This is a genomic window from Bradyrhizobium diazoefficiens (assembly GCF_016612535.1).
In the GTDB taxonomy this organism is placed as follows: Bacteria; Pseudomonadota; Alphaproteobacteria; order Rhizobiales; family Xanthobacteraceae; genus Bradyrhizobium; species Bradyrhizobium diazoefficiens_C.
Genome location: NZ_JAENXS010000005.1, coordinates 141,995 through 166,557 on the forward strand (window position 1 = coordinate 141,995; position 24,563 = coordinate 166,557).

General features: G+C 64.3%; 27 protein-coding genes. 12 read left to right on the forward strand and 15 right to left on the reverse strand.

All coding sequences use genetic code 11. The features are described from left to right. Window positions 1-59 precede the first annotated feature (59 nt). From JJE66_RS35980 to JJE66_RS35995, 4 genes are all read right to left on the reverse strand, one after another. Window positions 60-920, reverse strand: coding sequence for a MaoC family dehydratase (locus JJE66_RS35980; protein ID WP_200520532.1), 861 nt, complete (start codon window positions 918-920; stop codon window positions 60-62). Between the two features lie 202 nt (window positions 921-1,122). Beyond that, the gene (locus JJE66_RS35985) at window positions 1,123-1,512 is read right to left on the reverse strand and encodes a Zn-ribbon domain-containing OB-fold protein (protein WP_200520533.1); all 390 of its coding nucleotides are present in this window, start codon (window positions 1,510-1,512) and stop codon (window positions 1,123-1,125) included. Further along, window positions 1,512-2,669: a thiolase domain-containing protein gene (locus JJE66_RS35990; RefSeq protein ID WP_200520534.1), complete on the reverse strand. Its 1,158-nt coding sequence runs from the start codon at window positions 2,667-2,669 to the stop codon at window positions 1,512-1,514. Before JJE66_RS35990 ends, JJE66_RS35985 begins: the two co-directional genes overlap by 1 nt. 428 nt (window positions 2,670-3,097) lie before the next feature. Then, window positions 3,098-6,589, reverse strand: coding sequence for an indolepyruvate ferredoxin oxidoreductase family protein (locus tag JJE66_RS35995; RefSeq protein WP_200520535.1), 3,492 nt, complete (start codon window positions 6,587-6,589; stop codon window positions 3,098-3,100). Between the two features lie 281 nt (window positions 6,590-6,870). Between JJE66_RS35995 and JJE66_RS36000 the strand changes: the two genes are divergently transcribed. Further along, window positions 6,871-8,097: a cytochrome c gene (locus JJE66_RS36000; RefSeq protein WP_200520536.1), complete on the forward strand. Its 1,227-nt coding sequence runs from the start codon at window positions 6,871-6,873 to the stop codon at window positions 8,095-8,097. Here the strand turns inward: JJE66_RS36000 and JJE66_RS36005 are convergent, their stop codons facing one another. Beyond that, a complete protein-coding gene (locus JJE66_RS36005) occupies window positions 8,098-8,748 on the reverse strand; it encodes a trimeric intracellular cation channel family protein (RefSeq protein ID WP_200520537.1) in 651 nt (216 codons plus the stop codon). Window positions 8,749-8,912: 164 nt separating this feature from the next. Here JJE66_RS36005 and JJE66_RS36010 point away from each other — a divergent pair, with 164 nt between their 5' ends. Beyond that, complete coding sequence (locus JJE66_RS36010) at window positions 8,913-9,305, forward strand: hypothetical protein (protein ID WP_200520538.1); 393 nt, start codon at window positions 8,913-8,915, stop codon at window positions 9,303-9,305. A gap of 53 nt (window positions 9,306-9,358) precedes the next feature. Here the strand turns inward: JJE66_RS36010 and JJE66_RS36015 are convergent, their stop codons facing one another. Genes JJE66_RS36015 through JJE66_RS36025 form a run of 3 tightly spaced genes read right to left on the reverse strand, consistent with a single transcriptional unit; the run spans window position 9,359 to window position 10,902 of the window. Then, a complete protein-coding gene (locus JJE66_RS36015) occupies window positions 9,359-10,168 on the reverse strand; it encodes an oxaloacetate decarboxylase (protein WP_200520539.1) in 810 nt (269 codons plus the stop codon). A gap of 51 nt (window positions 10,169-10,219) precedes the next feature. Beyond that, window positions 10,220-10,570 carry an antibiotic biosynthesis monooxygenase gene (locus JJE66_RS36020; RefSeq protein ID WP_200520540.1) on the reverse strand — a complete coding sequence of 117 codons (351 nt, stop codon included), beginning with the start codon at window positions 10,568-10,570 and terminating at the stop codon, window positions 10,220-10,222. A gap of 23 nt (window positions 10,571-10,593) precedes the next feature. Further along, complete coding sequence (locus JJE66_RS36025) at window positions 10,594-10,902, reverse strand: NIPSNAP family protein (protein ID WP_200520541.1); 309 nt, start codon at window positions 10,900-10,902, stop codon at window positions 10,594-10,596. A gap of 158 nt (window positions 10,903-11,060) precedes the next feature. Between JJE66_RS36025 and JJE66_RS36030 the strand changes: the two genes are divergently transcribed. The 3 genes from JJE66_RS36030 to JJE66_RS36040 all read left to right on the forward strand — a co-directional run bounded on the left by JJE66_RS36030 (window position 11,061) and on the right by JJE66_RS36040 (window position 13,330). Beyond that, complete coding sequence (locus JJE66_RS36030; RefSeq protein ID WP_200520542.1) at window positions 11,061-11,759, forward strand: winged helix-turn-helix domain-containing protein; 699 nt, start codon at window positions 11,061-11,063, stop codon at window positions 11,757-11,759. A gap of 120 nt (window positions 11,760-11,879) precedes the next feature. Then, window positions 11,880-12,887, forward strand: coding sequence for an alpha/beta fold hydrolase (locus JJE66_RS36035; RefSeq protein WP_200520543.1), 1,008 nt, complete (start codon window positions 11,880-11,882; stop codon window positions 12,885-12,887). Between the two features lie 200 nt (window positions 12,888-13,087). Continuing rightward, entirely contained in the window at window positions 13,088-13,330 is a 243-nt protein-coding gene (locus JJE66_RS36040) for a GCG_CRPN prefix-to-repeats domain-containing protein (RefSeq protein WP_200520563.1), read from the forward strand. Between the two features lie 119 nt (window positions 13,331-13,449). On the opposite strand, the gene JJE66_RS36045 is transcribed toward JJE66_RS36040, so the two are convergent. Next, window positions 13,450-13,737, reverse strand: coding sequence for a twin-arginine translocation (Tat) (locus tag JJE66_RS36045; protein WP_200520544.1), 288 nt, complete (start codon window positions 13,735-13,737; stop codon window positions 13,450-13,452). 203 nt (window positions 13,738-13,940) lie between these two features. Beyond that, window positions 13,941-14,084, reverse strand: coding sequence for a hypothetical protein (locus JJE66_RS36050; RefSeq protein WP_200520545.1), 144 nt, complete (start codon window positions 14,082-14,084; stop codon window positions 13,941-13,943). A gap of 104 nt (window positions 14,085-14,188) precedes the next feature. On the opposite strand from JJE66_RS36050, the gene JJE66_RS36055 reads away from it, so the two are divergent. The 4 genes from JJE66_RS36055 (at window position 14,189) to JJE66_RS36070 (ending at window position 17,856) form a co-directional block, all read left to right on the forward strand. Further along, a complete protein-coding gene (locus tag JJE66_RS36055; protein WP_200520546.1) occupies window positions 14,189-16,147 on the forward strand; it encodes an alpha/beta hydrolase domain-containing protein in 1,959 nt (652 codons plus the stop codon). Between the two features lie 129 nt (window positions 16,148-16,276). Then, the gene (locus JJE66_RS36060; RefSeq protein ID WP_200520547.1) at window positions 16,277-16,726 is read left to right on the forward strand and encodes a hypothetical protein; all 450 of its coding nucleotides are present in this window, start codon (window positions 16,277-16,279) and stop codon (window positions 16,724-16,726) included. Between the two features lie 137 nt (window positions 16,727-16,863). Next, window positions 16,864-17,523 carry a glutathione S-transferase family protein gene (locus JJE66_RS36065; RefSeq protein WP_200520548.1) on the forward strand — a complete coding sequence of 220 codons (660 nt, stop codon included), beginning with the start codon at window positions 16,864-16,866 and terminating at the stop codon, window positions 17,521-17,523. 180 nt (window positions 17,524-17,703) lie between these two features. Next, a complete protein-coding gene (locus JJE66_RS36070; RefSeq protein ID WP_200520549.1) occupies window positions 17,704-17,856 on the forward strand; it encodes a hypothetical protein in 153 nt (50 codons plus the stop codon). Window positions 17,857-17,864: 8 nt separating this feature from the next. On the opposite strand, the gene JJE66_RS36075 is transcribed toward JJE66_RS36070, so the two are convergent. Further along, a complete protein-coding gene (locus JJE66_RS36075; RefSeq protein WP_200520550.1) occupies window positions 17,865-18,212 on the reverse strand; it encodes a hypothetical protein in 348 nt (115 codons plus the stop codon). 115 nt (window positions 18,213-18,327) lie between these two features. Next, window positions 18,328-19,860, reverse strand: a complete 1,533-nt coding sequence (locus JJE66_RS36080) for an acyl-CoA carboxylase subunit beta (protein WP_200520551.1) — start codon at window positions 19,858-19,860, stop codon at window positions 18,328-18,330. A gap of 149 nt (window positions 19,861-20,009) precedes the next feature. Here JJE66_RS36080 and JJE66_RS36085 point away from each other — a divergent pair, with 149 nt between their 5' ends. Together JJE66_RS36085 and JJE66_RS36090 are read left to right on the forward strand one after the other, a co-directional pair. Beyond that, complete coding sequence (locus JJE66_RS36085; RefSeq protein WP_200520552.1) at window positions 20,010-20,414, forward strand: DUF4260 domain-containing protein; 405 nt, start codon at window positions 20,010-20,012, stop codon at window positions 20,412-20,414. A gap of 164 nt (window positions 20,415-20,578) precedes the next feature. Beyond that, window positions 20,579-21,175 carry a hypothetical protein gene (locus JJE66_RS36090; RefSeq protein ID WP_200520564.1) on the forward strand — a complete coding sequence of 199 codons (597 nt, stop codon included), beginning with the start codon at window positions 20,579-20,581 and terminating at the stop codon, window positions 21,173-21,175. Between the two features lie 58 nt (window positions 21,176-21,233). Here JJE66_RS36090 and JJE66_RS36095 read toward each other — a convergent pair whose 3' ends face one another. From JJE66_RS36095 to JJE66_RS36105, 3 genes are read right to left on the reverse strand one after another with little or no spacing between them, the layout of a single operon-like run. Next, complete coding sequence (locus tag JJE66_RS36095; RefSeq protein WP_200520553.1) at window positions 21,234-21,497, reverse strand: EscU/YscU/HrcU family type III secretion system export apparatus switch protein; 264 nt, start codon at window positions 21,495-21,497, stop codon at window positions 21,234-21,236. Further along, window positions 21,494-23,131: a flagellar hook-length control protein FliK gene (locus JJE66_RS36100; RefSeq protein WP_200520554.1), complete on the reverse strand. Its 1,638-nt coding sequence runs from the start codon at window positions 23,129-23,131 to the stop codon at window positions 21,494-21,496. Before JJE66_RS36100 ends, JJE66_RS36095 begins: the two co-directional genes overlap by 4 nt. A 54-nt stretch (window positions 23,132-23,185) precedes the next feature. Beyond that, a complete protein-coding gene (locus tag JJE66_RS36105; protein WP_200520555.1) occupies window positions 23,186-23,980 on the reverse strand; it encodes an ATP12 family chaperone protein in 795 nt (264 codons plus the stop codon). A gap of 75 nt (window positions 23,981-24,055) precedes the next feature. Between JJE66_RS36105 and JJE66_RS36110 the strand changes: the two genes are divergently transcribed. After that, window positions 24,056-24,502, forward strand: a complete 447-nt coding sequence (locus JJE66_RS36110) for a hypothetical protein (protein WP_200520556.1) — start codon at window positions 24,056-24,058, stop codon at window positions 24,500-24,502. The last annotated feature ends 61 nt before the right edge of the window (window positions 24,503-24,563 follow it).

Genomic DNA, 24,563 nt, shown 5'->3' on the forward strand with positions numbered 1-24,563 from the left:
TTCTTTCTTCACCTCTCCCCCGCAAGAGCGGGGCGAGGGAGTGAACGGCCCGTGCGTCCCTAACCCAGCACCGTCTTGCCGTTCTTGATCACGGTGACGCCGCGCGACTTCACCCTCGCTTCGAACGAGATCACGTTGCCGTCCTTCCAGAGGTCCATGGTCACGGTCTCGCCGGGATAGACCGGCGAAGAGAACCGCGCGACGTGCTGGCGGAACGCGCTTGCATCGTAGTCGGCATAGGTCTGGAGCACGCCGCGGCAGGTGATGCCGTAGGTACACATGCCGTGCAGGATCGGGCGCGGGAAGCCCGCCTTCCTGGCGAACTCGGGATCAGAGTGCAGCGGGTTGCGATCGCCACAGAGACGGTACACCAACGCCTGGTCGGGACGCGTGACGATGTCGATGGACCGGTCGGGCGAACGCGACGGGATCTTGTGCGGATCGGGCTGCGTCAGGTTCGGCCCGCCGAAACCGCCATCGCCGCGGGCGAAGCGCGAGGCGACGAGAGTTGCAAGCTTTTCGCCTTTCTCGTTCTTGAGCACGGTCTGGTGGCTGATGACGACGCCCTTGTCCTTGCCCTTGTCGAAGACCTCGACCACGGAGGAATCGGCGGTGATGTGGGCCGCGACCGGCAGCGGTTGGTGGAAGGTGATGTCGCGCTCGCCATCGACCACCATGACGCGGTTGAGGTTCATCTCGCCGGGGCCCGCGCCCCACGCGGCGACGGAGGCAAAGGTCGGCACCACCTTGAGCGGCCGCGGCGTCAGCGTGCCCTCGTTGACGAAAGCGAGCTCGTTCTCGTCCATGGGATCAGCGCCGAGACCGATGCCACAGGCGTAGAGCATCACCTCGCGATCGCTGTAGGCGTATTTCTGGCCGATGTTTTTCAGGCCTTTGAGTTCTTCGTATCTGGCGGACATTTTGTTCGTTTCCTCCCCGGATTCTTGTGCGCCGCTGCCAGTCGAAGTGCCCTCTTCCCTTGTGGGAGAGGGCTGCGAGAGCCGTGCAGCAAACTCGTTTGGGTGAGGGGTTGGCTCCGCATTGCGAGTCTCTCTGCGGAGCGATACCCCTCATCCGGCGCTTCGCGCCACCTTCCCCATAAGGGGGGGAAGGAAGAAAGCATCAGGCCGGCGTGAAGAACGGCAGCGGTGCGCCGTCGGTCGGCTTGAACACCACCTTCACCTTCTGGCCGATCTTCAGCGTCGTCAGATCGCAGTCGACGAAATTGGTCTGCAGCGAAGGCCCCTCCTTCAGCGTGACATAGCCGATCGCGTAAGGACCGGTCGGCGATTTCCGCATCAGGCTATAAGTGTAGATCGTGCCCTCGCCCGAAGATTCCTCCCACACCGTCTTGTCGGAATAGCAGAACGGGCAGATCGAGCGCGGGAAGTAATGCGCCTCGCCGCAGGCGGCGCAGCGCTTGATCATGAACTTGCCCTGCTTGGCCGCGTCCCAGAACGCGGCGGTCTCGGGGTTCGTTACGGGAGCCGGATATTTCTTGGCTTCGCTCATCACACGCGCTCCAGAATGGCGGTCGAGGCGGCATGGCGAACGCCCAACAATCCGCCGGTGCCGTGGGCGATGGCGAGATCGCAGTTTTTCACCTGCACCTTCGGATGCGCCTCACCGCGCAACTGCCTGACGGCTTCGAGGATCTTGGTCATGCCGCCACGGTTGACGGGATGGTTGCTGCACAGGCCGCCGCCATCGGTGTTGAACGGCAGCTTGCCGACGCCCGAGATCAAATTGCCGTCGGCGACGAACTTGCCGCCCTCGCCCTTCCTACAGAAGCCGAGGTCTTCGAGCTGCATCAAGACGGTGATGGTGAAGCTGTCATAGATCGAAGCGTATTTGATGTCCTGCGGCGTGATGCCGGCTTCCTCGAACGCGCGCGGGCCGGACCAGATGCCGGCGGAATACGTAAGGTCGAGATCCTTGCCGCCGCGCGGGCCCTTCATCGCCTCGCCATGGCCGATCAGCTTGACCAGCGGCTTCTTCAGGCTCCTGGCGATCTCCGGCGTCGTCACGATCAGCGCGCCGCCGCCGTCGGAGACGACGCAGCAATCCATACGATGCAGGGGATCGGAGATCATCGGCGAGTTCAGCACGTCCTCGACGGTGACGACGTCCTTCAGCATCGCATGCGGATTGTATTGCGCGTGATGGGAGGCTGCGACCTTGATCCAGGCGAGCTGCTCGCTGGTGGTGCCATAGTCGTGCATGTGGCGCATGGCACACATGCCATAGGCATTGTGCGTGGTCGCGCCATAAGCGGACTCGAAATCGACTTCCGCGCCGGCCGCGCGCGGCGGCATTGCGCCTGTGCGCGGCTTGCCGGCGAGCGTGATCAGCGCGATCGAGCACTTGCCCGCCGCGATCGCTTCGGCGGCATGGCCGAGATGGATGATGTAGGAACAGCCGCCGGTCTCGGTGGAATCGACGTGACGGAGCTTTCTGGTGTTCAGGCCGAGATAATCGACCATCGGCCAGGCGCCGCCGGGCGCGTCGCCCGCGCAGAAATAGCCGTCGACATCGTCCTTGGAGAGCCCGGCATCCTCGATCGCGCCCTTGGCGACCTCGGCGTGGAGCTGGGCGGTGGATTTATCCGGCGCATGCCGGGTCGGGTGCTCGTAGATCCCGGCAATGTAGGCTTTGCCCTTGATGGTCAAAACAGAGGTCTCCGCTCGCGTTTCTTCTTGGCTCTTTTTTCTGAACCGCACTGGCCTGCTTGGCAAGCGCGGAAATATTCCGTCGGGCGAGAGGACGGCGGCTCGGCGCAAATGGGGTGGCAACGGGCGCGGAGATCACTGCTCCTCAACATCGTCATCGCGAGCGCAATGACGGACACCACAGCCAAAATCCTAAAGGTGTTTTGCCCGACGGCACAAGCGATTTTTTCGTTTTATCGGAAACTATCATATTGGTCGAAAACAACCCCATGCACAGTAGAACGGTGGTTGATTTCAAACGGGAAATCGTAGGGCGGGTTAGCCGAAGGCGTAACCCACCTCTCCGGTTTACACTTCGTCAGAGAAGGGGTGGGTTACGCCTGCGGACTGCGCTTCGCGCAGCCGCAGGGCTAACCCACCCTACCAAGTTACTCCGCTGCGATCTGCCTTGGCGCGGGCGGCGGGCTGGCGAGGTCGGCGGCGAGCTGGGCGTAGCGGCCCTTGGCGTCGGCGACCGCCTTCTCCTTCACCGGGCCGTAGCCGCGGATGCGGTCGGGCAGTGACAGCAACTCGACCGACGTGTCGATCGTGAGCGGCGACAACAAGCCGAGCACGGTGGCGACATCCTTCTCGTAGCCCACGATCAAATCGCGTTCGAGCTTGCGATCGGCGCTGCGGCCGAAAATATCGAGCGGCGTGCCGCGCAGGAATTTGAACTTTGCCAGCACACCGAACATTTTCAGCATCCACGGGCCGAAGGCGCGCTTCTTCGGACGGCCGAGCGCATCGACGCCGGACGCCAAAATCGGCGGCGCCAGGTTGAAGCTGAACTTGAAATCGCCCTCGAACTGGTCGCGGAGCTGCTGGGCGAAGGCGCCGTCGGTGAAGAGCCGCGCGACCTCGTACTCGTCCTTGTAGGCGAGCAGTTTTGCGTAGTTGATCGCAACCGCACGCGGCAGCGCATCGTCATAACCGCCCTGCTTCGCGGCGTCACGGACCTGGTCGACCAGCTTGCGATAGCGCCTGGCGAGACGGCCGTTCTGGTAGGCCGTGAGATGCTTGGCACGGTGTTCGATGACTTCGTCCAGCGTCATGGCATCCAGCGTCTTGGGCGCGACGACCTCGTCCGTGCCCTTCAGCATGTCGGCGAGGCGCGCCGGATCGGCAACCGCGAGGCGGCCGAGGCGGAAGGCTTCCTTGTTCATCTTGATCGCGACGCCGTTGACCTCGATCGCCTGCTCGATCGATTCCGCCGACAGCGGGAATAGCCCCTTCTGGTAGGCGTAGCCCATCATCATCATGTTGGTGGCGATGCTGTCGCCGAGCAGCTGCTCGGCCGGCTTGGTGAAATCGAAGAAGACGGAATCCTTGTGCAGCGCCGTTTCCAACAATCCGTTCAGCTTGCGAGTCTGGAAGTTGAAGTCGCGATTGAGGACGAAGTCCGCGGTCGGAATGACGTGGCTGTTGATGATGCCGTGGGTCCGACTGGAGTCGCAGAGCGAAATCGTGTCCTTGGCGACGGCGACCACCTCGTCGGCGGCAAGCACGACGTCGGCCGTGCCGGTGACGATGCGCGAACAGGTCACCTCGGCCGGATGATCAGACAGGCGGACGTGGCTCAGCACCGCGCCGCCCTTCTGCGCGAGACCGGACATGTCGAGAATCATCGAGGCCTTGCCCTCGATATGTGCGGCCATGCCGAGCAGCGCGCCGATGGTCAGCACGCCGGTGCCGCCAACACCGCCGACGGCGATGTTGTAGGGTTTGTCCAGCGAGGGACGCGACGCCGGCTCGGGCAACGTCCCGATGTCAGCGAGTTCGGCCGGCGCGCGATGGCGCGGCTTGCCGCCGTCGATCGTGACGAAGGACGGGCAGAAGCCCTTTACGCAGGAATAGTCCTTATTGCAGGACGACTGGTTGATGGCGCGCTTGCGGCCGAACTCGGTCTCCAGCGGCTCGACCGAGATGCAGTTCGACTGCACCGAGCAATCGCCGCAGCCTTCACATACCGCGGGATTGATGAGCACACGGCGCGCCGGATCCTCCAGCGTGCCGCGCTTGCGGCGGCGGCGCTTCTCCGCCGCGCAGGTCTGCACAAAGACGATCGCGGATGCGCCCTTCACCTGGCGCAGCGTTTTCTGAACCGCGTCGAGTTCGTCCCGATGCGCGGTCTTGACGCCGGGCGCGATCTCGTTGGCCGGATAGGCGTCAGGATTCTCCGAAACGAGGTAGATCTCGCGGATACCTTCGCTATGGAGCTGGAAGGTAATCTGCTGCGGCGACAATTCGCCGTCGACATGCTGGCCGCCGGTCATTGCGGTCGCATCGTTATAGAGGATCTTGTAGGTGATGTTGGCGCCGGAGGCGACCGCCTGGCGGATCGCGAGGCTGCCGGAGTGGAAATAGGTGCCATCGCCGAGATTGGCGAACACATGCTCTTCCTTGGTAAAGGGGGCAACGCCGACCCACGGCACGCCCTCGCCGCCCATATGGGTGAAGGTCTCGGTGGAGCGATCCATCCACAGCGCCATGAAGTGGCAACCGATGCCGGCAAAGGCGCGGCTGCCTTCGGGCACCTTGGTCGAGGTATTGTGGGGACAGCCGGAGCAGAAGTATGGCGTACGGGAGACGGGTGCCACGGCCTGCATCTGGGTGGCCTGGCGGCCGTTGAACCAGTCGGCCTTGGCGCGGAGCATGCTTGCAATTTCGGGATTGAGATCAAGTCGAAGCAGGCGCTCGGTGAGCGAACTGGCCAGTGAGGCGACGCTGAGCTCTTCGGCAAAGGGGAGGAAGCGCTTGTCGTGATCGTCCATCTTGCCGATGATGCGGGGGCGGACGTCGTCACGCCAGTTAAACAGCTCCTGCTTGACCTGGTTTTCGACGATCTCGCGGCGCTCTTCGATAATGAAGATTTCCTCGAGGCCTACAGCGAATTGCCTGACGCCTTCCGGCTCCAGCGGCCAGGGCATGCCGATCTTGTACAACCGAAGTCCGATCTTGGCGGCGACCTCGGGTGTGATACCGAGCTCGCGCAGCGCCTGCCGGATGTCCTCGTAGCTCTTGCCCGAGGCCATGATGCCGTAGCGGGCGTTCGGCGAATCCATGGTGATGCGGTTCACCTTGTTGGCGCGCGCAAAAGCGATCGCGGCAAAGCCCTTGTAGTCCTGCAGACGGCGGTCCTGGGCAAAGCGGTCGTCGGGCCAGCGCAGATTGAGGCCACCCTCGGGCATCTCAAAATCGGTAGGGATCACGAACGGCGTCATCTCGTCGGTGAGATCGATCTCGGCGGTGGTCTCCACCGTCTCGGTGATCACTTTCATGCCGACCCAGCAGCCCGAATAGCGCGACATCGCGATGCCGAGCAGGCCCATCTCGATCATCTCGTGGATGCTCGACGGGTAGAGATACGGCATCAGCGCCGAGATGAAGGCGTGGTCGGATTGATGCGGGACGGTTGAGGATTTAGCGCCGTGGTCGTCACCGGCCAGGCACAGCACGCCGCCGTTCTTGGCGGAGCCGGCGGCATTGCCGTGGCGGAAGACGTCGCCGCAGCGGTCGACGCCGGGGCCCTTGCCGTACCAGATGCCAACCACGCCGTCGTGTTTGGCACCGGGGGAAAGGTTGAGCTGCTGCGAGCCCCAGACCGCGGTCGCCGCCAGATCCTCGTTCACGCCGGGCTGGAATTTGATGTTGTACTGCTCGAGATGCTTTCGCGCGGCAAACAGCTGCTGGTCGTAGCCGCCGAGCGGCGAGCCGCGATAGCCGGAGATGAAGCCTGCGGTGTTCAGCCCGGCGGCGCGGTCGCGACGAATCTGGGCCATGGGCAGGCGGACCAGCGCCTGGATGCCCGTCGTGAAGATATGGCCGGTGTCCTGGGTGTACTTTTGATCGAGACTGATCGGACCCTGGTTGATGCCCATGTCTTCCTCTTTCGCCCTTTTTGAGCGTTTGGCTGCTTAAGCCGTTGCCTACCCGTTATTTTTAGCTAGGGCGCGTCGACCACTTTCGCCACTCTATGTCGGATATTTCATGGTCCGCATCACAAATCTGGCTCCGGTTCGATCTCCGGCAATAATCGCAATTTCGTGGCTGCAAAGGCACCGGCTATTTTCAGTTTGTGTCACCATACCCCGGCGTCGCGAAACGACGTGACGTCGCTATAATGCGGTTGGGCTTTGGGTCGCGGGATGAAGGGTCGAGGATGCGGACGATTCTGGTTGGCCTGGCTCTGGCAGGTTTGGCCTTGTGCAGTGCGATTGCGAGCCCGGCTTTCGCCGCCGAGCCGTCGCCCGAGTTGATCGCCTATGGCCAGTCCCTGGTCGAGGCCGGCGACTGTGCGGGCTGCCACACCGCCGATCCCGCAAAGCCCTTCGCCGGGGGCAAGCGCATCGACACGCCCTTCGGCGCGATCTACGCGCCCAACCTGACGCCGGACCGCGACACCGGGATCGGCGCCTGGAGCGACGACGATTTCACGCGTGCCGTGCGCACCGGCACCGCGCCGGATGGCTCGCTCTATTACCCGGCCTTCCCCTACCCCTACTTCACCCATATGACTAAGGACGACACGCTCGCGATCCGCGCCTATCTCGGCACGCTGGCGCCCGTCGTCAGCCGCAACAAGCCGCCGGAGCTGCGCTGGCCGCTCGGCTATCGCGGCCTGATGCGGGCCTGGAACTTTCTGTTCTTCAAGCCCGGCCTGTTCGAGCCGGACCAGAGCAAGGGCGCGGCGTGGAACAGGGGCGGCTATCTCGTCACCGGACTCGGCCATTGTGGCGCCTGCCACACGCCGAAGAACTATTTTGGCGCGGACAAGACTACGCAGGCGCTGACCGGCAGCGAGCTCGGCGGCTGGTACGCGCCGCGCCTCGATGGCGCCGCGCGGACCGGATTGCAGAATTGGAGCGCGCAGGACATCGTGGAATATCTGCAAAGCGGCCGCAACGCCAAAAGCCATGCCGGCGGGCCGATGGCCGACGTAATCGTCAATTCGACCTCGAAGATGAGCGACGCCGATGTGCGTGCGATGGCGGTGTACCTGAAGAGCCTGCCGCCGGCGCGCCGCGAGACCATCGTGACGCCGCCGGACGATGCCGAGATGAAAGCCGGTCAGGCGGTCTACGCCAAGCTCTGCATCGCCTGCCATGAGGGCGATGGCTCAGGCAGCCCGCGCATCTATCCGCCATTGCCGGCCAATGCGCTGCTGCAATCGATCAACCCGTCCTCGACCTTACGCGTGATCCTCGACGGCGCGCGCACCGTGACGACGCCCCGGGCACCGAACACCGGAGAGATGCCGGGCTATGCCAGGCAATTGTCCGACGAAGAGATCGCGGCGGTCGTGAACTACATCCGCAATTCCTGGGGCAACGCGGCGCCGCTGGTGACACCCGCGCAGGTCGCGAAGGCGCGCGGGCAAGAGTCGTAGCTACGGCCCTCGCTCCTCGTCCCCGGTGAAGACGAATTTCGGCATCTCCCACTTGTAGCGCACCGCGAGCAGGCGGAGGCTGATGCCGAGCACGAAGGTCAGGATAGTCCAGATCTCGGCGTTGATGTTCAATCCGAATGCCGTGGCATAGAACAAACCGGTCACCACCGAGACCGTGGCATAGAGCTCGGAACGAAACAGCAGCGGCACGTCGTTGCAGAGCACATCGCGCAACACGCCGCCGGCGCAGCCCGTCACCATGCCGGAGACGATGACGATCGGCAGCGTGGCGTCCATCTGCCAGGCGACGTCGCAGCCGGTCATGGTGAAGACCACGAGGCCGATCGCATCGAGCACGATGAAGGCGACCTTCAGCCGGTGCACGAGGCGCGCGAACAGGATGGTGAGGAAGGCCGCGCCGCCGGCGAGCGCGAGATAGATCGGGTTTTGCACCCAGGCCAGCGGATAGTGTCCAAGGAAGAGATCGCGCAACGTGCCGCCGCCGAGCGCCGTGATGCAGCCGAGAAAGCAGACCCCCAGCCAGTCCATGCTGCGGCGGCCGGCAGCGAGCGCGGCGGTCATGCCCTGCGCGGCGACGGCGGCGAGCGACAGGAAATGCAGCACACTATCGCTCGGCGGCAGGCTCCACATCGATTGTTCCCTTCCACTGCCATGGAACTTGCGCAGAGAGTTCCCGCATGAACAGGTTCCCGATTCCTGGCGTGAGGGCAACATGCGACGAAAGCATAAGGAGCGCGGAACAGAATCTCGCATCCACGGGTTGTCCCGCGGCAATAAACGAGGAGACCCAATCGATGGCTGACGACCGTTTTCCGAACGATCCGTATCGCCCAAACTTCACCGACGATGAGTACCTTCGCGCGGCGCGCCGGGATGCCGACCTTCAGGCCGATCCCGAGCTCGGCGAAGGCCCCGCCTCCAGCGGCAAAATCGCGCTGTTTGCGGTAGCCATCGCCCTGGTGCTCGGCGCGGTGTTCTATGGGCTGAACAATACCAGCACAAGTAACCAGGCGAGCAACGCGCCGGCGACGCAGACTGCGCAACAGGCGCCGTCGACCAATCCGGCAGCGCCTCCCGGCATGCGAGACGTGACGCCGCGCAACAACACCGCGCCGGGCGTGACCACGGGTGCGGCGCCGAGCAAACCGGCCCCGGACACGCAGACTCCGTCCGACGGTGCGAAGTAACGATTTACAACAATGTGCGACAGCGGCGGGACCATGAGTCCCGCCGCTTTCGCTTAGCTAAACATCTTGTTGAGCTCGCCGCCGGGATAGCCGCTGGCAAGCTCGGCAAACGTCCCCTTCTCCGCCATCTCCTTCGCGGCGCGCATGAACCCGCCCCAGGCAGCACGCGCAAGCGAGCCGCCGACGCTGATGCGGCGCACGCCGAGATCCTCGGCTTCCTTTAATGACAGCCCGGAGCCGCCGACCAGGAGGTTGAACGGCTTTGGTGCGACAGCCTTCACCACAGCGACGATGTCCTCGCGCGTCTTCAGGCCCGGCGCATAGAGGCAGTCGGCACCGGCATCCGCATAAGCGGTGAGCCGGTCGATGACGAGCTTGAGGTCGGTCACGCCCCAGAGATAGGCCTCGCAGCGGCCGACCAGCAGCGTGCCGCTGTCGCCGATCGCCTTGCGCGAGGCCTTGATGCGCTCGACCGCGAGGGCATGGTCGTAGAGCGGCTTGTCCTTGTCACCGGTGGAATCCTCGATCGAGAGGCCCGCGACGCCCGTGCGCACACCGCGCTCGACATTGTCAGCGACCTGATCGGGCTCGACCGCGAAGCCGCCTTCGAAATCCGCGTTGACGGGAATGTCCACGGACGAGCTCAATGCTGCCAGATGCCGACAGACATCGTCGACGGTGACGCGGTTGTCGGCTTTGCCGATGGTCCAGGCAAAGCCCGCGCTGGATGACGCCAGCGCCTTGAAACCCAGATGCTGCAACGCTTTGGCGCTGCCGACATCGACGGGATTGGGCAGGATGAAGCAGCCGCTCTCGTGCATCTTCCTGAACGCCGTGCGCTTGTCAGCGGTTGTCACATGCATGTTTCTCTCCCTTGTTGGCCGCGCAGAGATAGGCACGCGTTTTCGATCGCGCTAGTGCGCGTCGTGCACCGCGCGGCTGTCCTTCGGCGCCTGCTCGCGGTCATTCATGCCGTAGTCGCGGAGCACACTGGCGATACGCAGATGATAGTCGGCAAATATCTTTGCTCTGCCCTTGGCCTGCGTACGGCGGTGCTCCATCGTATTGCGCCAGGCTGCGACGGCGGCCTCATCCCGCCAGAACGACAGCGACAGGATCTTGCCCTTCTCGGTCAGGCTCTCGAAGCGCTCGACCGAGATGAAGCCGTCGATGGTTTGCAGGATCGGCTTCAGATCAGCCGCGAGATCGAAATAATCCTGGCTATATTCGGGCTTGGGCCAGACCTCGAAGATCACGGCGATCATGGGCATCTCCTGTAATTGGTGCCCTACACTACCACCTTGCGCAGAAAACTGCGCTCTTCCGCAAGGATGAATTTGTTGTCCTCGGCAAAATGGAAGTTCGCCATGCCTTCGCCATCCTGCCGCAGCCGCGCGCGATAGGCCTCATAGGCAGCGAGGCTGTCGAAAGTGATCAGGGCGAACGCGATGTTGTTGGTGCCCTCATGCGGCATGAAATAGCCGATCAGGTCGCCACCGCATTTCGGAATGATGGTGAGCCAGCGCTTCGAATACTCCTCGAACTGCGCGCGCCTGAAGGGATCGAGCTGATAGCGGATGAAGACGGTGACGGACATGTTGGGCTCCTGAAGTTTGCACATCGTCATTGCAAAAAGCGCGAGCAACGCCGTCGCCGCTGAAGCAGTCTCGATTGCTTCGCTTCGCTCGCGACGACGTGTTGGCGGAGAGAGGCTACGCCCTTGCCCAACCACAATGGTTCGGTTATCATCGAAGTATGAAATCAGGACCCGACATCGCCATGGTCGCCTCGCTGGTCGGCGACCCCGCCCGCGCCAACATGCTCACGGCGCTGATGAACGGCCGCGCGCTGACCGCGAGCGAGCTGGCGCAGGAGGCCGGCATCACGCCGCAGACCGCGAGCTCCCATCTGGCCAAGCTCGAGGGCGGTGGATTGGTCGAGCCGGAGAAGCAGGGCCGCCACCGCTATTACCGCCTCACCGACGACGACGTCGCCGGCGTGCTTGAGGGGCTCGCGGGGCTTGCCGCGCGCACCGGCCACATGCGCGTGCGCACCGGGCCGAAGGATCCGGCGCTGCGGCGCGCGCGCATTTGCTACGACCACCTCGCCGGCGATCTCGGCGTGCAGATGCTCGATAGCTTGCGTTCGCGAAACCTGGTCAGGCAGAAGAAGCAGGAGATCGAGCTGACGGCGGAAGGCGAGCGCTTCCTCGCCAGGCATTTGCAAATCTCGCCGGACATGCTGAGCCATCCGCGCCGGCCGGTCTGCAAGGCCTGCCTCGACTGGAGCGAGCGGCGCCACCATCTCGCCGGCACGCTGGGCGCCGCGATGATGCAGCGGTTTGCCGAGCTGAAATGGGCCGCGCGCGACGCCACCCCCGGCAGCCGCGTGGTGAACTTTACCCGGACCGGCGAGAAGCAGTTCGCGGCGCTGTTCGTGAACGGCAAGGACTGATCACACGTTTGCGTGTCAATAAGGGCTCTCGTCATGGCCGGGCTTGACCCGGCCATCCACGCCTTTATTGCGGCGGCCACGTGGATGCCCGGGACAAGCCCGGGCATGACGGAGACCCCCATGATCCGCATCCTCCCGGCCACCCTCGCCGCCGCTCTCCTCGCCGCCCCACTCACCTCCGCACGCGCGGCCGACGCGCCCCGCGAGCCCTATGGCATCGCGCTCGAAGGTTTTGCCTATCCCTATCCCGTGCATCTGCTGCCGGTGGTCAATGACGGCGAGCCGCTCAGCATGGCCTATATGGACGTGGCACCTGCGCAGCCGAACGGCCGCACCGTGGTGCTGCTGCACGGGCGCAATTTCCCGTCGAGCTATTGGGCGCCTGTCATCAAAATGCTGAGTGAGGCCGGCTTTCGCGTCGTGGTGCCGGACCAGATTGGTTTTGGGAAATCCTCCAAGCCATCAGGCGAACTGCATTTCGACACGCTGGCGCGCAACACCATCGCGCTGCTCGATCATCTCAAAATCGACAAAGTCGAGATCATCGCGCATTCGCTCGGCGGCATGCTCGGCGTGCGCATCGCGCGCGCCTATCCGGATCGCGTCGCCCATCTGGTGCTGACCGCACCGATCGGGCTGGAAGATTATCGCCTCTACGTGCCGCCGACGCCGACCGAGAAGATCATCGAGAGCGAGGACAAGCTCACGGCCGACGGCTACCGCAAGCAGCTTGTGACCAACTATTCGATCAAGCTGCCGCCCGAGGCGATCACGCCGTTCATCGATGCCCGCTTCAACATCAAGGGCAGCCCGGATTATCCGCGCTGGCTGCACGCCTTCGTGAGCTCCGGCCAGATGATCTATCGCGAGCCGGTGGCGCACGAGGTCGCGCTGATCACCGAGCCGACGCTGTTCATCATGGGCGCCGACGACCATAACGCGCCGGGGCGGCCGAATGCGCCGGAGGCGTTACGCGGAAAAATGGGGCAGAACGCCGAACTGGCGAAGGCGTTTGCCGCGAAGATGCCGAATGCGCGGGCGGAGGTGATCCCCGACACTGGCCATCTCGTCTTCCTGGAGGCGCCCGACAAGTACAAGGAGCTGGTGCTCGATTTCCTTGGACACTAGCGCCGTTCGCTGTCGTCTCAAGCAGCATGCGACGTTGCCGCGGCATTCATGTCGTATTCAGATCATGATTGGCAGATTTGGATTGCGACGTGGTCGGCACGAGCCCGGAATTAACGTGTCGAATCATGTCTTTTGATTCATTGTGCGCCGCAAGCGCCCTGCCCCCAAAGAACCTGCCCAAGGACGAGAAGGAAGACCACATGAAATATCTGTTCGCCGCCGTGATGCTCGCCAGCGCGGTCGTTGGCTTCAGCGAGGCGGCCAGCGCCGCCGGTGGTTGCGGCCCCGGCTGGTTTCGCGGCCCCTATGGTGGCTGCCGTCCGATGGGCGGGCGCCCTCCGGTCGTCGTCGTGGCGCCCCGCCCCGCGCCGGTCGTGGTGGTGCGTCCGCGCGTGTGCCCCTATGGCTTCCGCTGGTACGCCGGCCGCTGCCGTCCGTTCTGATCTCTGCAGTTGCAAGATGGCCGCGCGGCATCAGCCTGCGCGGCCATTTTCGTTGAGAGGCCCGACGCAACAAAAAAGGGGATCGCAATCGCGATCCCCTTTTTCATTCCAGGAAGGCGTTACCAGCGACGCCAGTGGCGGCGGTGCCAGCGACGATGCCAATGACGGTGGCGCCAGCCCCAGTGACGGTGATGCCAGCCGCCATGCCAGCGCACCTGCTCCGGCTTGATCTGGGCGATCTCCTCGCTGCTGGTGACCGCCGGCCGGATATCGGCGTTCGCGCCAGGCGCGGCGGCCGGACCATTGAGCGGCTGTGGCGCCAGCGGCGCGGCCTGTGCGACAGTTGTGAATGCAGCCGCACCGACCGCGGCGCCGAGGGCGAGTTTGAGCAAATTGCGGCGTTCCATGACGTCTTCCTCTCGAGCAACGTTGCATGATGCGGAGGGAAGTGTCGGGTTCGCGACATGAACTGCGGCTGAATCGCGCGTTCAGGTTCATTGCAAAGGTGACAGCTTCGTAGCCCGGATGGAGCGAAGCGCAATCCGGGAAAGTCTTCCGAGAGACAAGGCCCCGGATTACGCTGCGCTCCATCCGGGCTACAGGACCGTGCCTAGGCGACAAACTCCTGCGCCAGCACCAGCCTCTCGCGCGAGCGTTTCACCTCGGGCCAGACGCGGTTGAAATCGGCGACGAAGGCGGCGCGCTTGCTGGCATCGGTGACGATGGCGCGGATGACGAAGTAGGCGGCGGGCATCGGATTTCCTCCTGTTGTTTGGTCGCAGCATAGCTGGTTATAGTGGCGGCAACAAAAAACCCGCGCGACGGAACATGATCGCGCGACAGCAGGGAAGGACCGCCATGCGCAGGATCATCACGGGGATCATCGTGATCACCTGCGTCTTTTCCCTCGCCGCGCGCGCCGAGGTCGTGCGTTTCGACATCACGGAACGTGTGCCCGCGTTTGCTGGGCGCAGCTTCGGCGCTGTCGGCACCTATGAGCGCATCACCGCGCGCGCGACCTTTGCGCTGAACCCGGCCGATGATCGCAATGCCGTCATCACTGATCTCGCGCTGGCGCCGCGCAACGCCGACGGCAGGGTCGAGGCCACCGCCGACGTCGTGATCCTCAAGCCCGGCGATCCCACCCACAGCAACGGCACGCTGCTGCTCGAAGTCCCCAATCGCGGCAGAAAACTCGCGCCGCAATTGTTCGATGATTCCGCGCAGCCCGGCGCCAACAATGCGGACAAGGTCAACGACGCCGGCATCGGTTTCCTGCACCGCCAAGGTTACACGATGGTCTGGGTCGGCTGGCATGGCGACATCCCCTCCAAGCCGGGACAGCTCGCGATGATCGCGCCGGTGCTGAAAGGCGTCACCGGCCCCGCGCGCGACGAAGTGATCTTCGACAATACCACCAATCCCGCCCGCGCGACGCTGACCTGGCCCGCGACTGAGGCCGCCAACCTCAACGTCACCGTGCGCGCCGCCTGGGCTGATCCGCGACAGATGCCGCCCGGCTTTTCGGCAAAGCTGGTCGATCCCAAGACGGTGGAGATCACCCGGCCCGACGGCTTTGACGCCGGCGCGCTCTACGAGATCACCTACACCGCGCGCGATCCGGTACCGCTCGGCATGGGCTATGCCGCCGTGCGCGATGTCGTCAGCTTCCTGCGCCGCGACGAAACGCCGGCGAACCCGCTGCTCGACGGGCTGCATCCGTCGGTCACCCGCGCCATCGGTTTCGGCGTCTCGCAATCCGGCCGTTTCCTGCGCGACTACCTCTATCTCGGCTTCAATGAAGACCTTGCGGGCCGCGTGGTGTTCGACGGCCTGATGCCGCATGTCGCGGGCACCCGACGGATGGCGACCAATGTGCAGTTCGGCCATCCCGGCCGCAACCCGCGCCATCCGCAGGATCCGGCGTGGCAGGCCGATCTCTTTCCCTTCACCTATGCAAGCCTCAGCGATCCCTACTCCGGCAAGACCGATGGAATCCTGCGGCGCTGTTCGCTTTCGGTCACTTGTCCAAAAGTGATGCAGACCGACAGCGAGCACGAATGGTGGGCCTCGCACGCCTCGCTGCTGGTGACGGATCTCGCCGGCAACCATCTCGACCTCCCCGACAATGTCCGCGCCTACATGATCGCGGGCTCGCCGCATTTCGCGGAAGCGGCCGATGTGATGAAGAAGGGCTTGCCGGCGATGTCGCTGCCGCAAAACCCGATGCATGCGGGTATGCCGATGCGCGCACTGCTCACCGACCTCAACGCCTGGATCGGCGACGGCACCAAGCCGCCTGCAAGCCGCGTCCCCATGCGCGCCCACGGCACGCTCGTGCCGGCGCAAGGCGCGGTGCCGACCGATATCCCCGGCCTACCCTACGCCGGCATCCACACGCTGGCCGCTTTCTCCGATCAGAGCGTGCTGCCGCCAAAGGAGATTGGGCGTTATCCGGTGTTCGTGCCGAAGGCGGACGATGACGGCATGGCCATCGCGGGAATCCGCCAGCTTGCTTTGGCCGTGCCGCGCGCGACCTACACGGCATGGAATCCGCGCGCGATAGGGTTTGGCCCGACGGCGCTCTATCCGCTGCAAGGCGCCGTGGTGCCGTTTGCACCAACGGAAGCCGCACGAAAGGAAGTGCACGATCCCAGGCTGTCGATTGCTGAGCGATATGCCGATGACGGGGCGTATGTGGCGGCGGTTCGGCGTGAAGCGGCGCGGCAGGTCGCGGAGCGGATATTGTTGCCTGAGGATGCGGAGCGTGCGGTCGACGCGGCGAAACAAGGCAAGCTGGCGAAGCTTGGCCAGTGATTGCCATGCATATCCAATGATCTTCGCGGCGAAGCTGCTTGAATTGGTCAGCCCGGCAAATTACCACTCTCGTCCGAAACCAATTTCTACCAACCAATTTAGGAGGGCGCTTTGAATAGATCGCGGCGATTGGCACGCACGCTGGGCGTGTTTGGATTTCTTTACGCTTTGTGCAGCCTCGCGGGACAAGCGGCCTACGCCGATGGCTCCGTATCGTCCTTGGGCATGGGCTACGGCGCTCGCGATGCATCCGCATTTGCGCGGTTTCAGAACGTGATACAGCAGTATAACGCGTCCGGTGAGCGCTTCCGCATCGATAGCCACTGTCAATCCGCCTGCACCATGTTCCTTTCGATCCGCACCGTCTGCGTCACGCCCGGCGCGACGTTGTTGTTTCACGCCGGCGGCAACATGCAAAAGGGAATCATCAGCCCCTCTAGCACGCAACAAATGCTCAGCACCTATAACGGCGCCCTGCGCAAGTATGTCAGCGACAACCATTTCATGGACACTTTCGCCTTTCATGCGATTTCAGGAAGCGAAATCATCAAGCGCTTCGGCTATCCCGCGTGCCGGTAAGTCGGCAGGCCTGAGGCGGGTTACAGCTTCGCCTAACCCGCTTTAGGCACCGTAGCCCCCCTGCAAAAATTCGCATCCCCCTGTCGGAGCGCGCCGCCTCCATCCGTCCTATGCTCGAGACAGCACGGAGACACCGCATGCCCGACCTCACCCTCACCACATTCGATTGGGTTCCCGAGCCCCCGCGCGGTTTCGTGCGCGACCTCCGCGTACGCTGGGCGCTCGAAGAAGCCGCCTTGCCCTATCGCCTCGCCAGCGTGCCGTTCGGCAACCGAGATGCCGAACATTTCGCGCACCAGCCGTTCGGCCAGGTGCCATGGCTGACCGACGGCGACCTCTCGATCTTCGAGAGCGGCGCCATCCTGCTGCATCTGGGCGAGCGCAGCGGGAAGCTGATGCCCACCGATCTGCGCGGCCGTGCCCAAGCAAAGGAATGGCTGTTCGCGGCGCTCAATTCGGTGGAGATGGCAGGCCTGCCCTGGTCGCTTTTCAAGTTCACCGGCAACGACGATGCCTCGCCTGCCGTGAAGTTCTTCGACGACTTCCTCAAAACCCACCGGCTCAAGCACCTCGAGCCGGTGCTGGCTAGCCGCGAGTGGCTGGCAGGGTCCTTCTCGGTCGCCGACATCCTGATGTCGGACGTGCTGCGGCTCGTCGATCGCTTCGATGGGCTGGCGGACAGTCCGGCCTGCCGCGCCTACGTCGCACGCGCAACGGGCCGTTCATCGTTCGCAAAGGCCCTCGCCGACCAGATGGCGCATTTTGCGGCGGCGGATAAGGCTCGTAGGGCGGATTAGGCGAGAGCCGTAATCCGCCATCTTCCTCGCCGCAAAGGATGGCGGATTACGCTCCGCTAATCCGCCCTACACAGCTCGCGCGCGTGACCCACCGCACGCAATTAACCCGTCATTAGCCATACCCTCACCATCGCCGGAACGAAGCAATTTGCTTCAAATTATTCCGGCGGGAGGTGCCACATGACTCGCATCGATTATCTCAAGGAGCAGGTTGCCCGCGCCGAGCGTCTGGCGAAGGCGATCCTCGATCAGCAAACCGCCGAGCGGCTTCAGGCGTTCGCCGCCGAATGCCGCGCGGAATTGCAGTTGCTGACGCCAAGAGCTGCAGCGTGAAGCGGACGTTACACCAGCTTCATCGGCGTATCCTCAACCACGCGAAGGTTGATTCTGCCGATCAGCTGAGCCCGAAGCGCCTCCGCGGCGCGAATGGAATCATCCGCCTGCCGCAACGTGCTGATGTTCGAGCCGAGCGAAACGATTCCGCCGAGCACCAGAGCAATCGACCCGAGCGCCGCCGTTTGACCGAGGTCGAACACGCCGAGCATCGTCACCAGCAGCAATGCAGCGCCACTACCGATGGCGATCTTGGACGCCAGGATGAACTTCCGGCAGCGCTCGGCGATCTCGGCGAGCGCCTCGATCCGCGCTTCTATGTCAGATATCTGGTCGGTCTGATCGTCTTCGGTCATGGGATGCAGGATCGAGCCCGTAGGGTGGGTTAGCGTAGCGTAACCCACCTCGGTCTTGGCGCACGGTCGGTTCAGCCGGTGGGTTACGGCTTCGCCTAACCCCCCTACGCCTCTCTCACAACGGCAAATTGTCGTGCTTCTTCGCTGGCGTTTCCACCTTCTTGTCCTTCAGCATCGCCAGCGCCCGCGCGATCCGCTTGCGGGTCGAGTGCGGCATGATGACGTCGTCGATGTAGCCGCGCTCGGCGGCGATGAACGGCGACAGGAAGCGGTCTTCGTATTCCTTGGTGCGCGCCGTGATCTTGTCGGGGTCGCCGATGTCACTGCGGAAGATGATTTCGACCGCGCCCTTGGCGCCCATCACCGCGATCTGGGCGGTCGGCCAGGCGTAGTTCATGTCGGCGCCGATTTCCTTGGAGGCCATGACGTCGAAGGCGCCGCCATAGGCCTTGCGGGTGATGATGGTGACCAGCGGCACGGTGCACTGCGAATAGGCGAACAGCAGCTTGGCGCCGTGCTTGATCAGGCCGCCATATTCCTGCGCGGTTCCGGGTAAGAAGCCCGGCACGTCGACGAAGGTGACGATCGGGATGTTGAAGGCATCGCAGAAACGGACGAAGCGCGCGGCCTTGCGCGACGCATCGCTGTCGAGCACGCCGGCGAGCACCATCGGCTGGTTGGCGACGAAGCCGACGGTACGGCCTGCGATACGGCCGAAGCCGGTGACGATGTTCTTGGCGAACATGTCTGCGATCTCGAAGAAGTCGCCCTCGTCCACGACCTTCAGAATCAATTCCTTCATGTCGTAAGGCTTGTTCGGATTGTCGGGGATCAGCGTGTCGAGCGACATGTCGAGGCGGCCGATGTCGTCGAAGCTCGGCCATTCCGGCACGCCGTCGGTGTTGTTGGACGGCAGGAAGTCGATCAGGCGCCGCATCTGCAACAGCGTCTCGACGTCGTTCTCGAAGGCGCCATCCGCGATCGAGGAGCGCGTCGCGTGCACCGAGGCGCCGCCGAGCTCTTCGGCAGTGACGACCTCGTTGGTGACGGTCTTCACGACGTCCGGGCCGGTGACGAACATGTAGCTGGTGTTCTTCACCATGAAGATGAAGTCGGTCATCGCCGGCGAATAGACGTCGCCGCCGGCGCAGGGGCCCATGATGACGGAGATCTGCGGGATCACGCCGGAGGCGAGCACGTTGCGGCGGAACACGTAGGAATAGCCGGCGAGCGCCGCGACGCCCTCCTGGATGCGGGCGCCACCTGCGTCATAGAGGCCGATGATGGGCGCCCGCGCCTTCATCGCCATGTCCTGGAGTTTTGTAATTTTCAGCGCGTGCGTTTCCGAGAGCGAGCCGCCGAACACCGTGAAATCTTTAGCAAAGACAAAAGTCTTGCGACCATTCACCGTGCCCCAGCCGGTGACGACGCCGTCGCCGGGGATCTTGTTCTTCTCCATGCCGAACTCGATGGAGCGGTGCTCGACGAACATGTCGAACTCCTCGAACGATCCCTTGTCGAGCAGGAGCTCGACGCGCTCGCGCGCGGTCAGCTTGCCGCGGGCGTGCTGCGCCTCGATGCGCTTCTCCCCGCCGCCGAGCTTTGCGCCGGCACGACGATCTTCAAGGGCGTCCAGGATATTCTTCATTTGCTCCCGCCAGTTCTTAGCCTAAATGCGATTGCCGGGGGTTCTAACACGGCATTTTGCGGACCGGGAAGCCGCTTTCGGCGCCGCAGGGCTGCCTTGCCGCAGCGCCAAAGCGCAAGGAATTACAAAGTATTGCCTGGGAGGCGACCATGGACGAGCGAGCTGCCGAGACCGGCTCTGTGACAGGCGGCGTCAACATCCTGCTGCGGCTGGAGGGCCTGACCCTGTTCACAGGCATGGTGATGCTCTATGTGGCCTGGGGCGGCTCGTGGCTGGTCTTTGCCCTGCTCTTCTTCGTCCCCGACCTGAGCTTCCTGGCCTATTTGTCGGACGCCAAATTCGGTGCCCTGGTCTACAACGCCGTTCACAGCTATTTGGCACCGGTGACGCTGATGACGCTGGGCTTCGGCCTCGCCTCGCCTTTGACACTGTCCATCGCCTTGATCTGGCTCGCCCATATCGGGATCGACCGGGCGCTGGGCTATGGCCTGAAATATTCGGCCGGCTTCGGCTTCACCCATCTCGGCCGGATCGGACGACAAAAGGACGCCTGATCTCTCGCGCTCTGGCGGCGGGATTGCCGCCATTTTGTCGATCCCCGCAGGTTGACCGGGCCAGCCGATTCAGGCTTGCTCCACCTCTTCGATCAGGCGCCGAAGGTTGCGTGAGCTCAGTCGGTACGGCGGCGGTCATCACGTCCGGCTGCAAGCATCACCTCATGTCCGCCACGGTCGTCCCCCTGCCTCCGAACTCGTCGTCCGAGACCACCGGCTTCCTGCGGCGGATGGCCAGCATGGTGTCGGGTCGGAACGGCGAGATGCTGCTGCGCGCGGCAAGCCTGATCGAGGCGCTGACGCAACGGGCGATGACGGCCGAGCGGCTCTATCACCAGCAGCAGGAAGAGAGCACGCGGCACGTCGAGCTGCGCGAGGCCGCCGAGCTTGCCTCCGACGCCATGGTCAGCCAGATCGAGGCGTTGCGCGCGCAGCTCGCCGAGGTGACGGCAGCCGCGGCCGCCGAGCTTGCCGCGTTCGATATCGAACGCGGCAAGCTGCTCGGCCTGATGCAGAGCGCGGAAAGCCATATCGGCACGCTCACCACCGAACTCGACAGCTTGCGCGCCTCTATCGACAGCTTTCACGAGACCGTGGTAGCGGTGCCGATCGAAGTGCTTCGGCTGGCGCGAACCCAGTTCGACTATCTCTCCGCCGGCTTTGCCGGCAAGGGCGACGTGATCTCGCAGGCGATGAGCGAAATCGGCGGCTTTGCGATCGACCAGGCGCTGACGGTGAAGAAGACGGCCGACAAGGTTTGAGGCAACACTTCGGGTCGCTCACAATGACGCGGAGAGAGAGGTGCGCCAGCGCTGTACGCTAGCGCACGCGGCCCGACAGCCGCAGCACGAACACCAGCACTTCGGCGACGGCCTTGTAGAGATCAGGCGGGATTTCCTCGCCGAGCTCGACCTTGGAGAGCGCGCCAGCCAGCACCTCGTTCTCCTCGATCGGAATGTCGTTTGCCTTGGCGATCTCGACGATCTTGGCGCCGATCGTGCCGTTGCCCTTGGCGACGACAACAGGCGCGCCGCTGCCCTTCTCGTAATGCAGCGCAATTGCGAGCTTGGACTCCTCGCTCATGTCGCACGATCCAGGAAATGTCCGGCGCGCGCCGGCGCCGCCTGCGGCGGGGTACCGTCGCGCACGACGATGTCGCCGGGCTTGAGCTCGGCTTTGGTCAGCGCCTGATTGAGCTTACCGATACCAGCGCGGAGCTGCTGCGCGGTCGCCGGCCGCTCGGCCCACATCCGCACGAAGGTCTTGTCGCCGTTGAGGGTGATCAGCGCGTGCACTGGGCCGCTCGGCTCGACGTTGAGCGAGAAGCGCGCGCGCCAGGCCCGCTTGGCGGGATCCGGTGACTCATTGCCGCCGTCGCGCGAGATCTCGAACTGCGCCATCGCGGTGCCTTGCGGAGTCGTGAACGGAATCTCGAAATTCCACTGCGGCACGGTCGGGTCGATGCGATGGCCGCTCGCGTCAACGCGATCGGGCAACGAGGCGACTTGCATCAGGGTCTGCCGCGCGATCGCGGCATCGGTGTCGTCGAGCAGGCGATGCACGGTCGCAGCGAGCGGGGCATTTGGTGCGAGCGATGGCGAGGCGACCGATTGCGGCGATGGCAGCGCGCCGCGAAACGGCGGCGGCGTGCTCGTCCGCGCGGCCGTCTCGAAAACGTGGCCGTCGGGCACGGCCTTGTTCGAGCCCGGCACATTGCCGGTCATACGCGGCAGATTTTGCGTGACCTCTTGCAGCAGGCTCGCCGCAAGACCTGCGGACATGGTCCGCGGCAGCGCTGCCTGCGGCGTTTCGCCAGCCATATCCGCGAGTACGGCGGCCGCAAGCGCGGCGTCGCGTGGCAATTGCAAAGGCTGGGCAATCCCCGCTTCGGGTAATGGCAACGCTCCCTGTGCCGCCTCGCCCGCCACCTGCAACGCCGGCCCTGCGGTCCGCTGAGTGGCCAGAGCGCCGGACGGAAGCACTGTGCTTTGCGCAGCCTGTGGCGCGATGGTCTCGACTGTATCTGATGTCGCCACCAACGTCTGGCGCAACACCAGCAGCGCCGCCTTCAGGTCCGGCACCGCGCCTGACGGTGGCGTCGTGCCCGCGGCAAGGGAGGCCTCGAGAAACAGGCCCGACTTCTGGAAGGCGGATTCGATATCGCCGCCATCGAGGGCGGTGTTGAGCGGCGTCTGTTGCGCGAGCACGTCGAGCACCGCCTGCTTCAGGCCGGCCGGCAGGTCGCTACCGGTCACGACCGACGCCAGATTGGCGAACAGCGGCGCCTGGCTGCCTTGCTTGGTCACCGCCTCGGCCGAGGCGACAGTGATGGCGACCTGTTCGGCCGGCGTCAGGAGATTGCGGGCCGCGGTCGCGGACGGCGCAAGCGACGGGCTGTCGGCCAGCGAGGCCGCAGACGGCGTCAGCGCGACCTGATCGGCGCTCGCCTCGCCTGCTCCGTTGACGACGGCGAGCCGGATGGTGCCGTCGTTCTGCGACACTGCGAGCTGGAGATTTTGCCCCGGCGTCAGCGACACCTCGGACATCACGTCCATCGACAGATTGGCGATCGCGATCCGCACCAGATTGTCGGCGAGCACCCTGATGACCTTGGCATCGACGACGCTGCCGGCCTGGAGCACGAGATCGGGCGTCGCCGCATCAGCCACGGGGCTGGCGGCACTGACGGGAACGATCGAGCTTATCGGCGTTGCCATATTAGGGTCCGGGGAATGCTGGTCCCACCCTAAGGCCCCGTCGTAAACCTCCCGTTAAGGACCTTTGGCCGCGGGCGGATTCACGAACGCCAATACCGCCACGGCGGCCTCGAAATCCCGCAACCGGGTGGCCCGGCGGGCGGCCGCCTCCTCGTCCACGCCCCATTGATCGGCGTTCCAGTCCTCGTCGACATGGGCGGCGGCCCAGACCTGGCCGGCGTCTCGCACCCCATGGGCCAGCGCCAGCGCCAGCAGCGCCGAGCCGGTCAGGGTCGTCACCATATGGAGGGCGGCAACCGACCAGGCATCCTCCGGCAGGGCGGCGCGGGCGGCCCGGAGCGCCTCGTCCGGCTGCTTCACATGCATGATACCCTCCGACAGGATGAAATGCGCGCCCAGCGCCTCCGCGGCCCAGAACAGCACGGGATCCCAATGCGCGGCCTCGCGCGCGACCAGCCCCTCGGGGTGGCCGGCGCGATAGAACAGCAGGTCGGTCTCGAGGTATTTTGCGAGGTCGTCAGTGACGAGCTCGACGCTGTCGACCACGCCCTCGACCACACTGTTGGCGATCCGCGTCAGCGGCATGGTCACGGGATCGATCGCCGCGCCCTGAGCGGCCCATTCCGCCGCGACGGCATCCGCGAGCGCCCGCGCGGGGATCACCACCTGACGGCCGGACGGCGTGCGGATCGGCTTGCCGTCGAGCGTGATCGCAAAGCCGTCCTCGGCCTCGGTCGCGCCGGCCTCCTTGTAGAAGCGTTTGCGCAGCGGAGTCCGCGCGGAGGCGCGCGCCGATTCCCGCGGATCCGGCGGGGGTTGCCCCGCAGCTTCTTCGAACAATTCGCGCATGTGAGTTTTCGGTCCCGGTCGCTGAATGCTAGGCTTTTAAGGTAAAAGCGGCGGCCGATAAAGCGAGCGGCGGGCATGAGGGAACTTGCGGGCATTGCGGCCCTGTTCGCCGGGCTTTGGCTGGCCGCGGCCGAGGCCGGCTTTCGCACCCCGGAATCGCTCGTTCGCAACGTCTATGCCCATTATGGCGAGGGCGCGCCGGAGCTGTCCAAGGGCCTGCCGCGCGACGACGCCACCGCCCGGCAATTCTTCGACCCGAGCCTACGCAAGGCGTGGTCCGCACCGCGGACCGAGCCCTATGATTTCCTGGTGCAAAGCCCGAGCTGGAAGCTCGGCCCCGTCGCGATCGCGGTCCTCCGCAAGCAATACGACAAGACCTATGTCGCGGCGAATTTCGACAATCACGGCCGACCAGTGACGCTGAACTTCATCCTGGTCAACGGTCCGGAGGGTTGGCTGATCATGGACGTGGAGAGCCCGCATGACAGTTTGCGGATGTTTCTGGAGCAGTTTCGGAATTGAGGCGGATGTGAACGACGACACAATAATGGGTGTCGTCCCGGCCTAGTGCGCAATTGCGCAC

Coding starts and splice junctions, on each gene's coding strand:
- JJE66_RS36010 (WP_200520538.1), top strand. CDS start 8,913: ATGGCTGACGACCGTTTTCCGAACGATCCGTATCGCCCAAACTTCACC.
- JJE66_RS36000 (WP_200520536.1), top strand. CDS start 6,871: ATGCGGACGATTCTGGTTGGCCTGGCTCTGGCAGGTTTGGCCTTGTGC.
- JJE66_RS36070 (WP_200520549.1), top strand. CDS start 17,704: ATGACTCGCATCGATTATCTCAAGGAGCAGGTTGCCCGCGCCGAGCGT.
- JJE66_RS36080 (WP_200520551.1), bottom strand. CDS start 19,860: ATGAAGAATATCCTGGACGCCCTTGAAGATCGTCGTGCCGGCGCAAAG.
- JJE66_RS36085 (WP_200520552.1), top strand. CDS start 20,010: ATGGACGAGCGAGCTGCCGAGACCGGCTCTGTGACAGGCGGCGTCAAC.
- JJE66_RS35980 (WP_200520532.1), bottom strand. CDS start 920: ATGTCCGCCAGATACGAAGAACTCAAAGGCCTGAAAAACATCGGCCAG.
- JJE66_RS36030 (WP_200520542.1), top strand. CDS start 11,061: ATGAAATCAGGACCCGACATCGCCATGGTCGCCTCGCTGGTCGGCGAC.
- JJE66_RS36045 (WP_200520544.1), bottom strand. CDS start 13,737: ATGGAACGCCGCAATTTGCTCAAACTCGCCCTCGGCGCCGCGGTCGGT.
- JJE66_RS36025 (WP_200520541.1), bottom strand. CDS start 10,902: ATGTCCGTCACCGTCTTCATCCGCTATCAGCTCGATCCCTTCAGGCGC.
- JJE66_RS36055 (WP_200520546.1), top strand. CDS start 14,189: ATGCGCAGGATCATCACGGGGATCATCGTGATCACCTGCGTCTTTTCC.
- JJE66_RS36005 (WP_200520537.1), bottom strand. CDS start 8,748: ATGTGGAGCCTGCCGCCGAGCGATAGTGTGCTGCATTTCCTGTCGCTC.
- JJE66_RS35995 (WP_200520535.1), bottom strand. CDS start 6,589: ATGGGCATCAACCAGGGTCCGATCAGTCTCGATCAAAAGTACACCCAG.
- JJE66_RS36065 (WP_200520548.1), top strand. CDS start 16,864: ATGCCCGACCTCACCCTCACCACATTCGATTGGGTTCCCGAGCCCCCG.
- JJE66_RS36050 (WP_200520545.1), bottom strand. CDS start 14,084: ATGCCCGCCGCCTACTTCGTCATCCGCGCCATCGTCACCGATGCCAGC.
- JJE66_RS36020 (WP_200520540.1), bottom strand. CDS start 10,570: ATGATCGCCGTGATCTTCGAGGTCTGGCCCAAGCCCGAATATAGCCAG.
- JJE66_RS36090 (WP_200520564.1), top strand. CDS start 20,579: ATGTCCGCCACGGTCGTCCCCCTGCCTCCGAACTCGTCGTCCGAGACC.
- JJE66_RS36105 (WP_200520555.1), bottom strand. CDS start 23,980: ATGCGCGAATTGTTCGAAGAAGCTGCGGGGCAACCCCCGCCGGATCCG.
- JJE66_RS36015 (WP_200520539.1), bottom strand. CDS start 10,168: ATGCATGTGACAACCGCTGACAAGCGCACGGCGTTCAGGAAGATGCAC.
- JJE66_RS36075 (WP_200520550.1), bottom strand. CDS start 18,212: ATGACCGAAGACGATCAGACCGACCAGATATCTGACATAGAAGCGCGG.
- JJE66_RS36035 (WP_200520543.1), top strand. CDS start 11,880: ATGATCCGCATCCTCCCGGCCACCCTCGCCGCCGCTCTCCTCGCCGCC.
- JJE66_RS36110 (WP_200520556.1), top strand. CDS start 24,056: ATGAGGGAACTTGCGGGCATTGCGGCCCTGTTCGCCGGGCTTTGGCTG.
- JJE66_RS36095 (WP_200520553.1), bottom strand. CDS start 21,497: ATGAGCGAGGAGTCCAAGCTCGCAATTGCGCTGCATTACGAGAAGGGC.
- JJE66_RS36100 (WP_200520554.1), bottom strand. CDS start 23,131: ATGGCAACGCCGATAAGCTCGATCGTTCCCGTCAGTGCCGCCAGCCCC.
- JJE66_RS36040 (WP_200520563.1), top strand. CDS start 13,088: ATGAAATATCTGTTCGCCGCCGTGATGCTCGCCAGCGCGGTCGTTGGC.
- JJE66_RS35985 (WP_200520533.1), bottom strand. CDS start 1,512: ATGAGCGAAGCCAAGAAATATCCGGCTCCCGTAACGAACCCCGAGACC.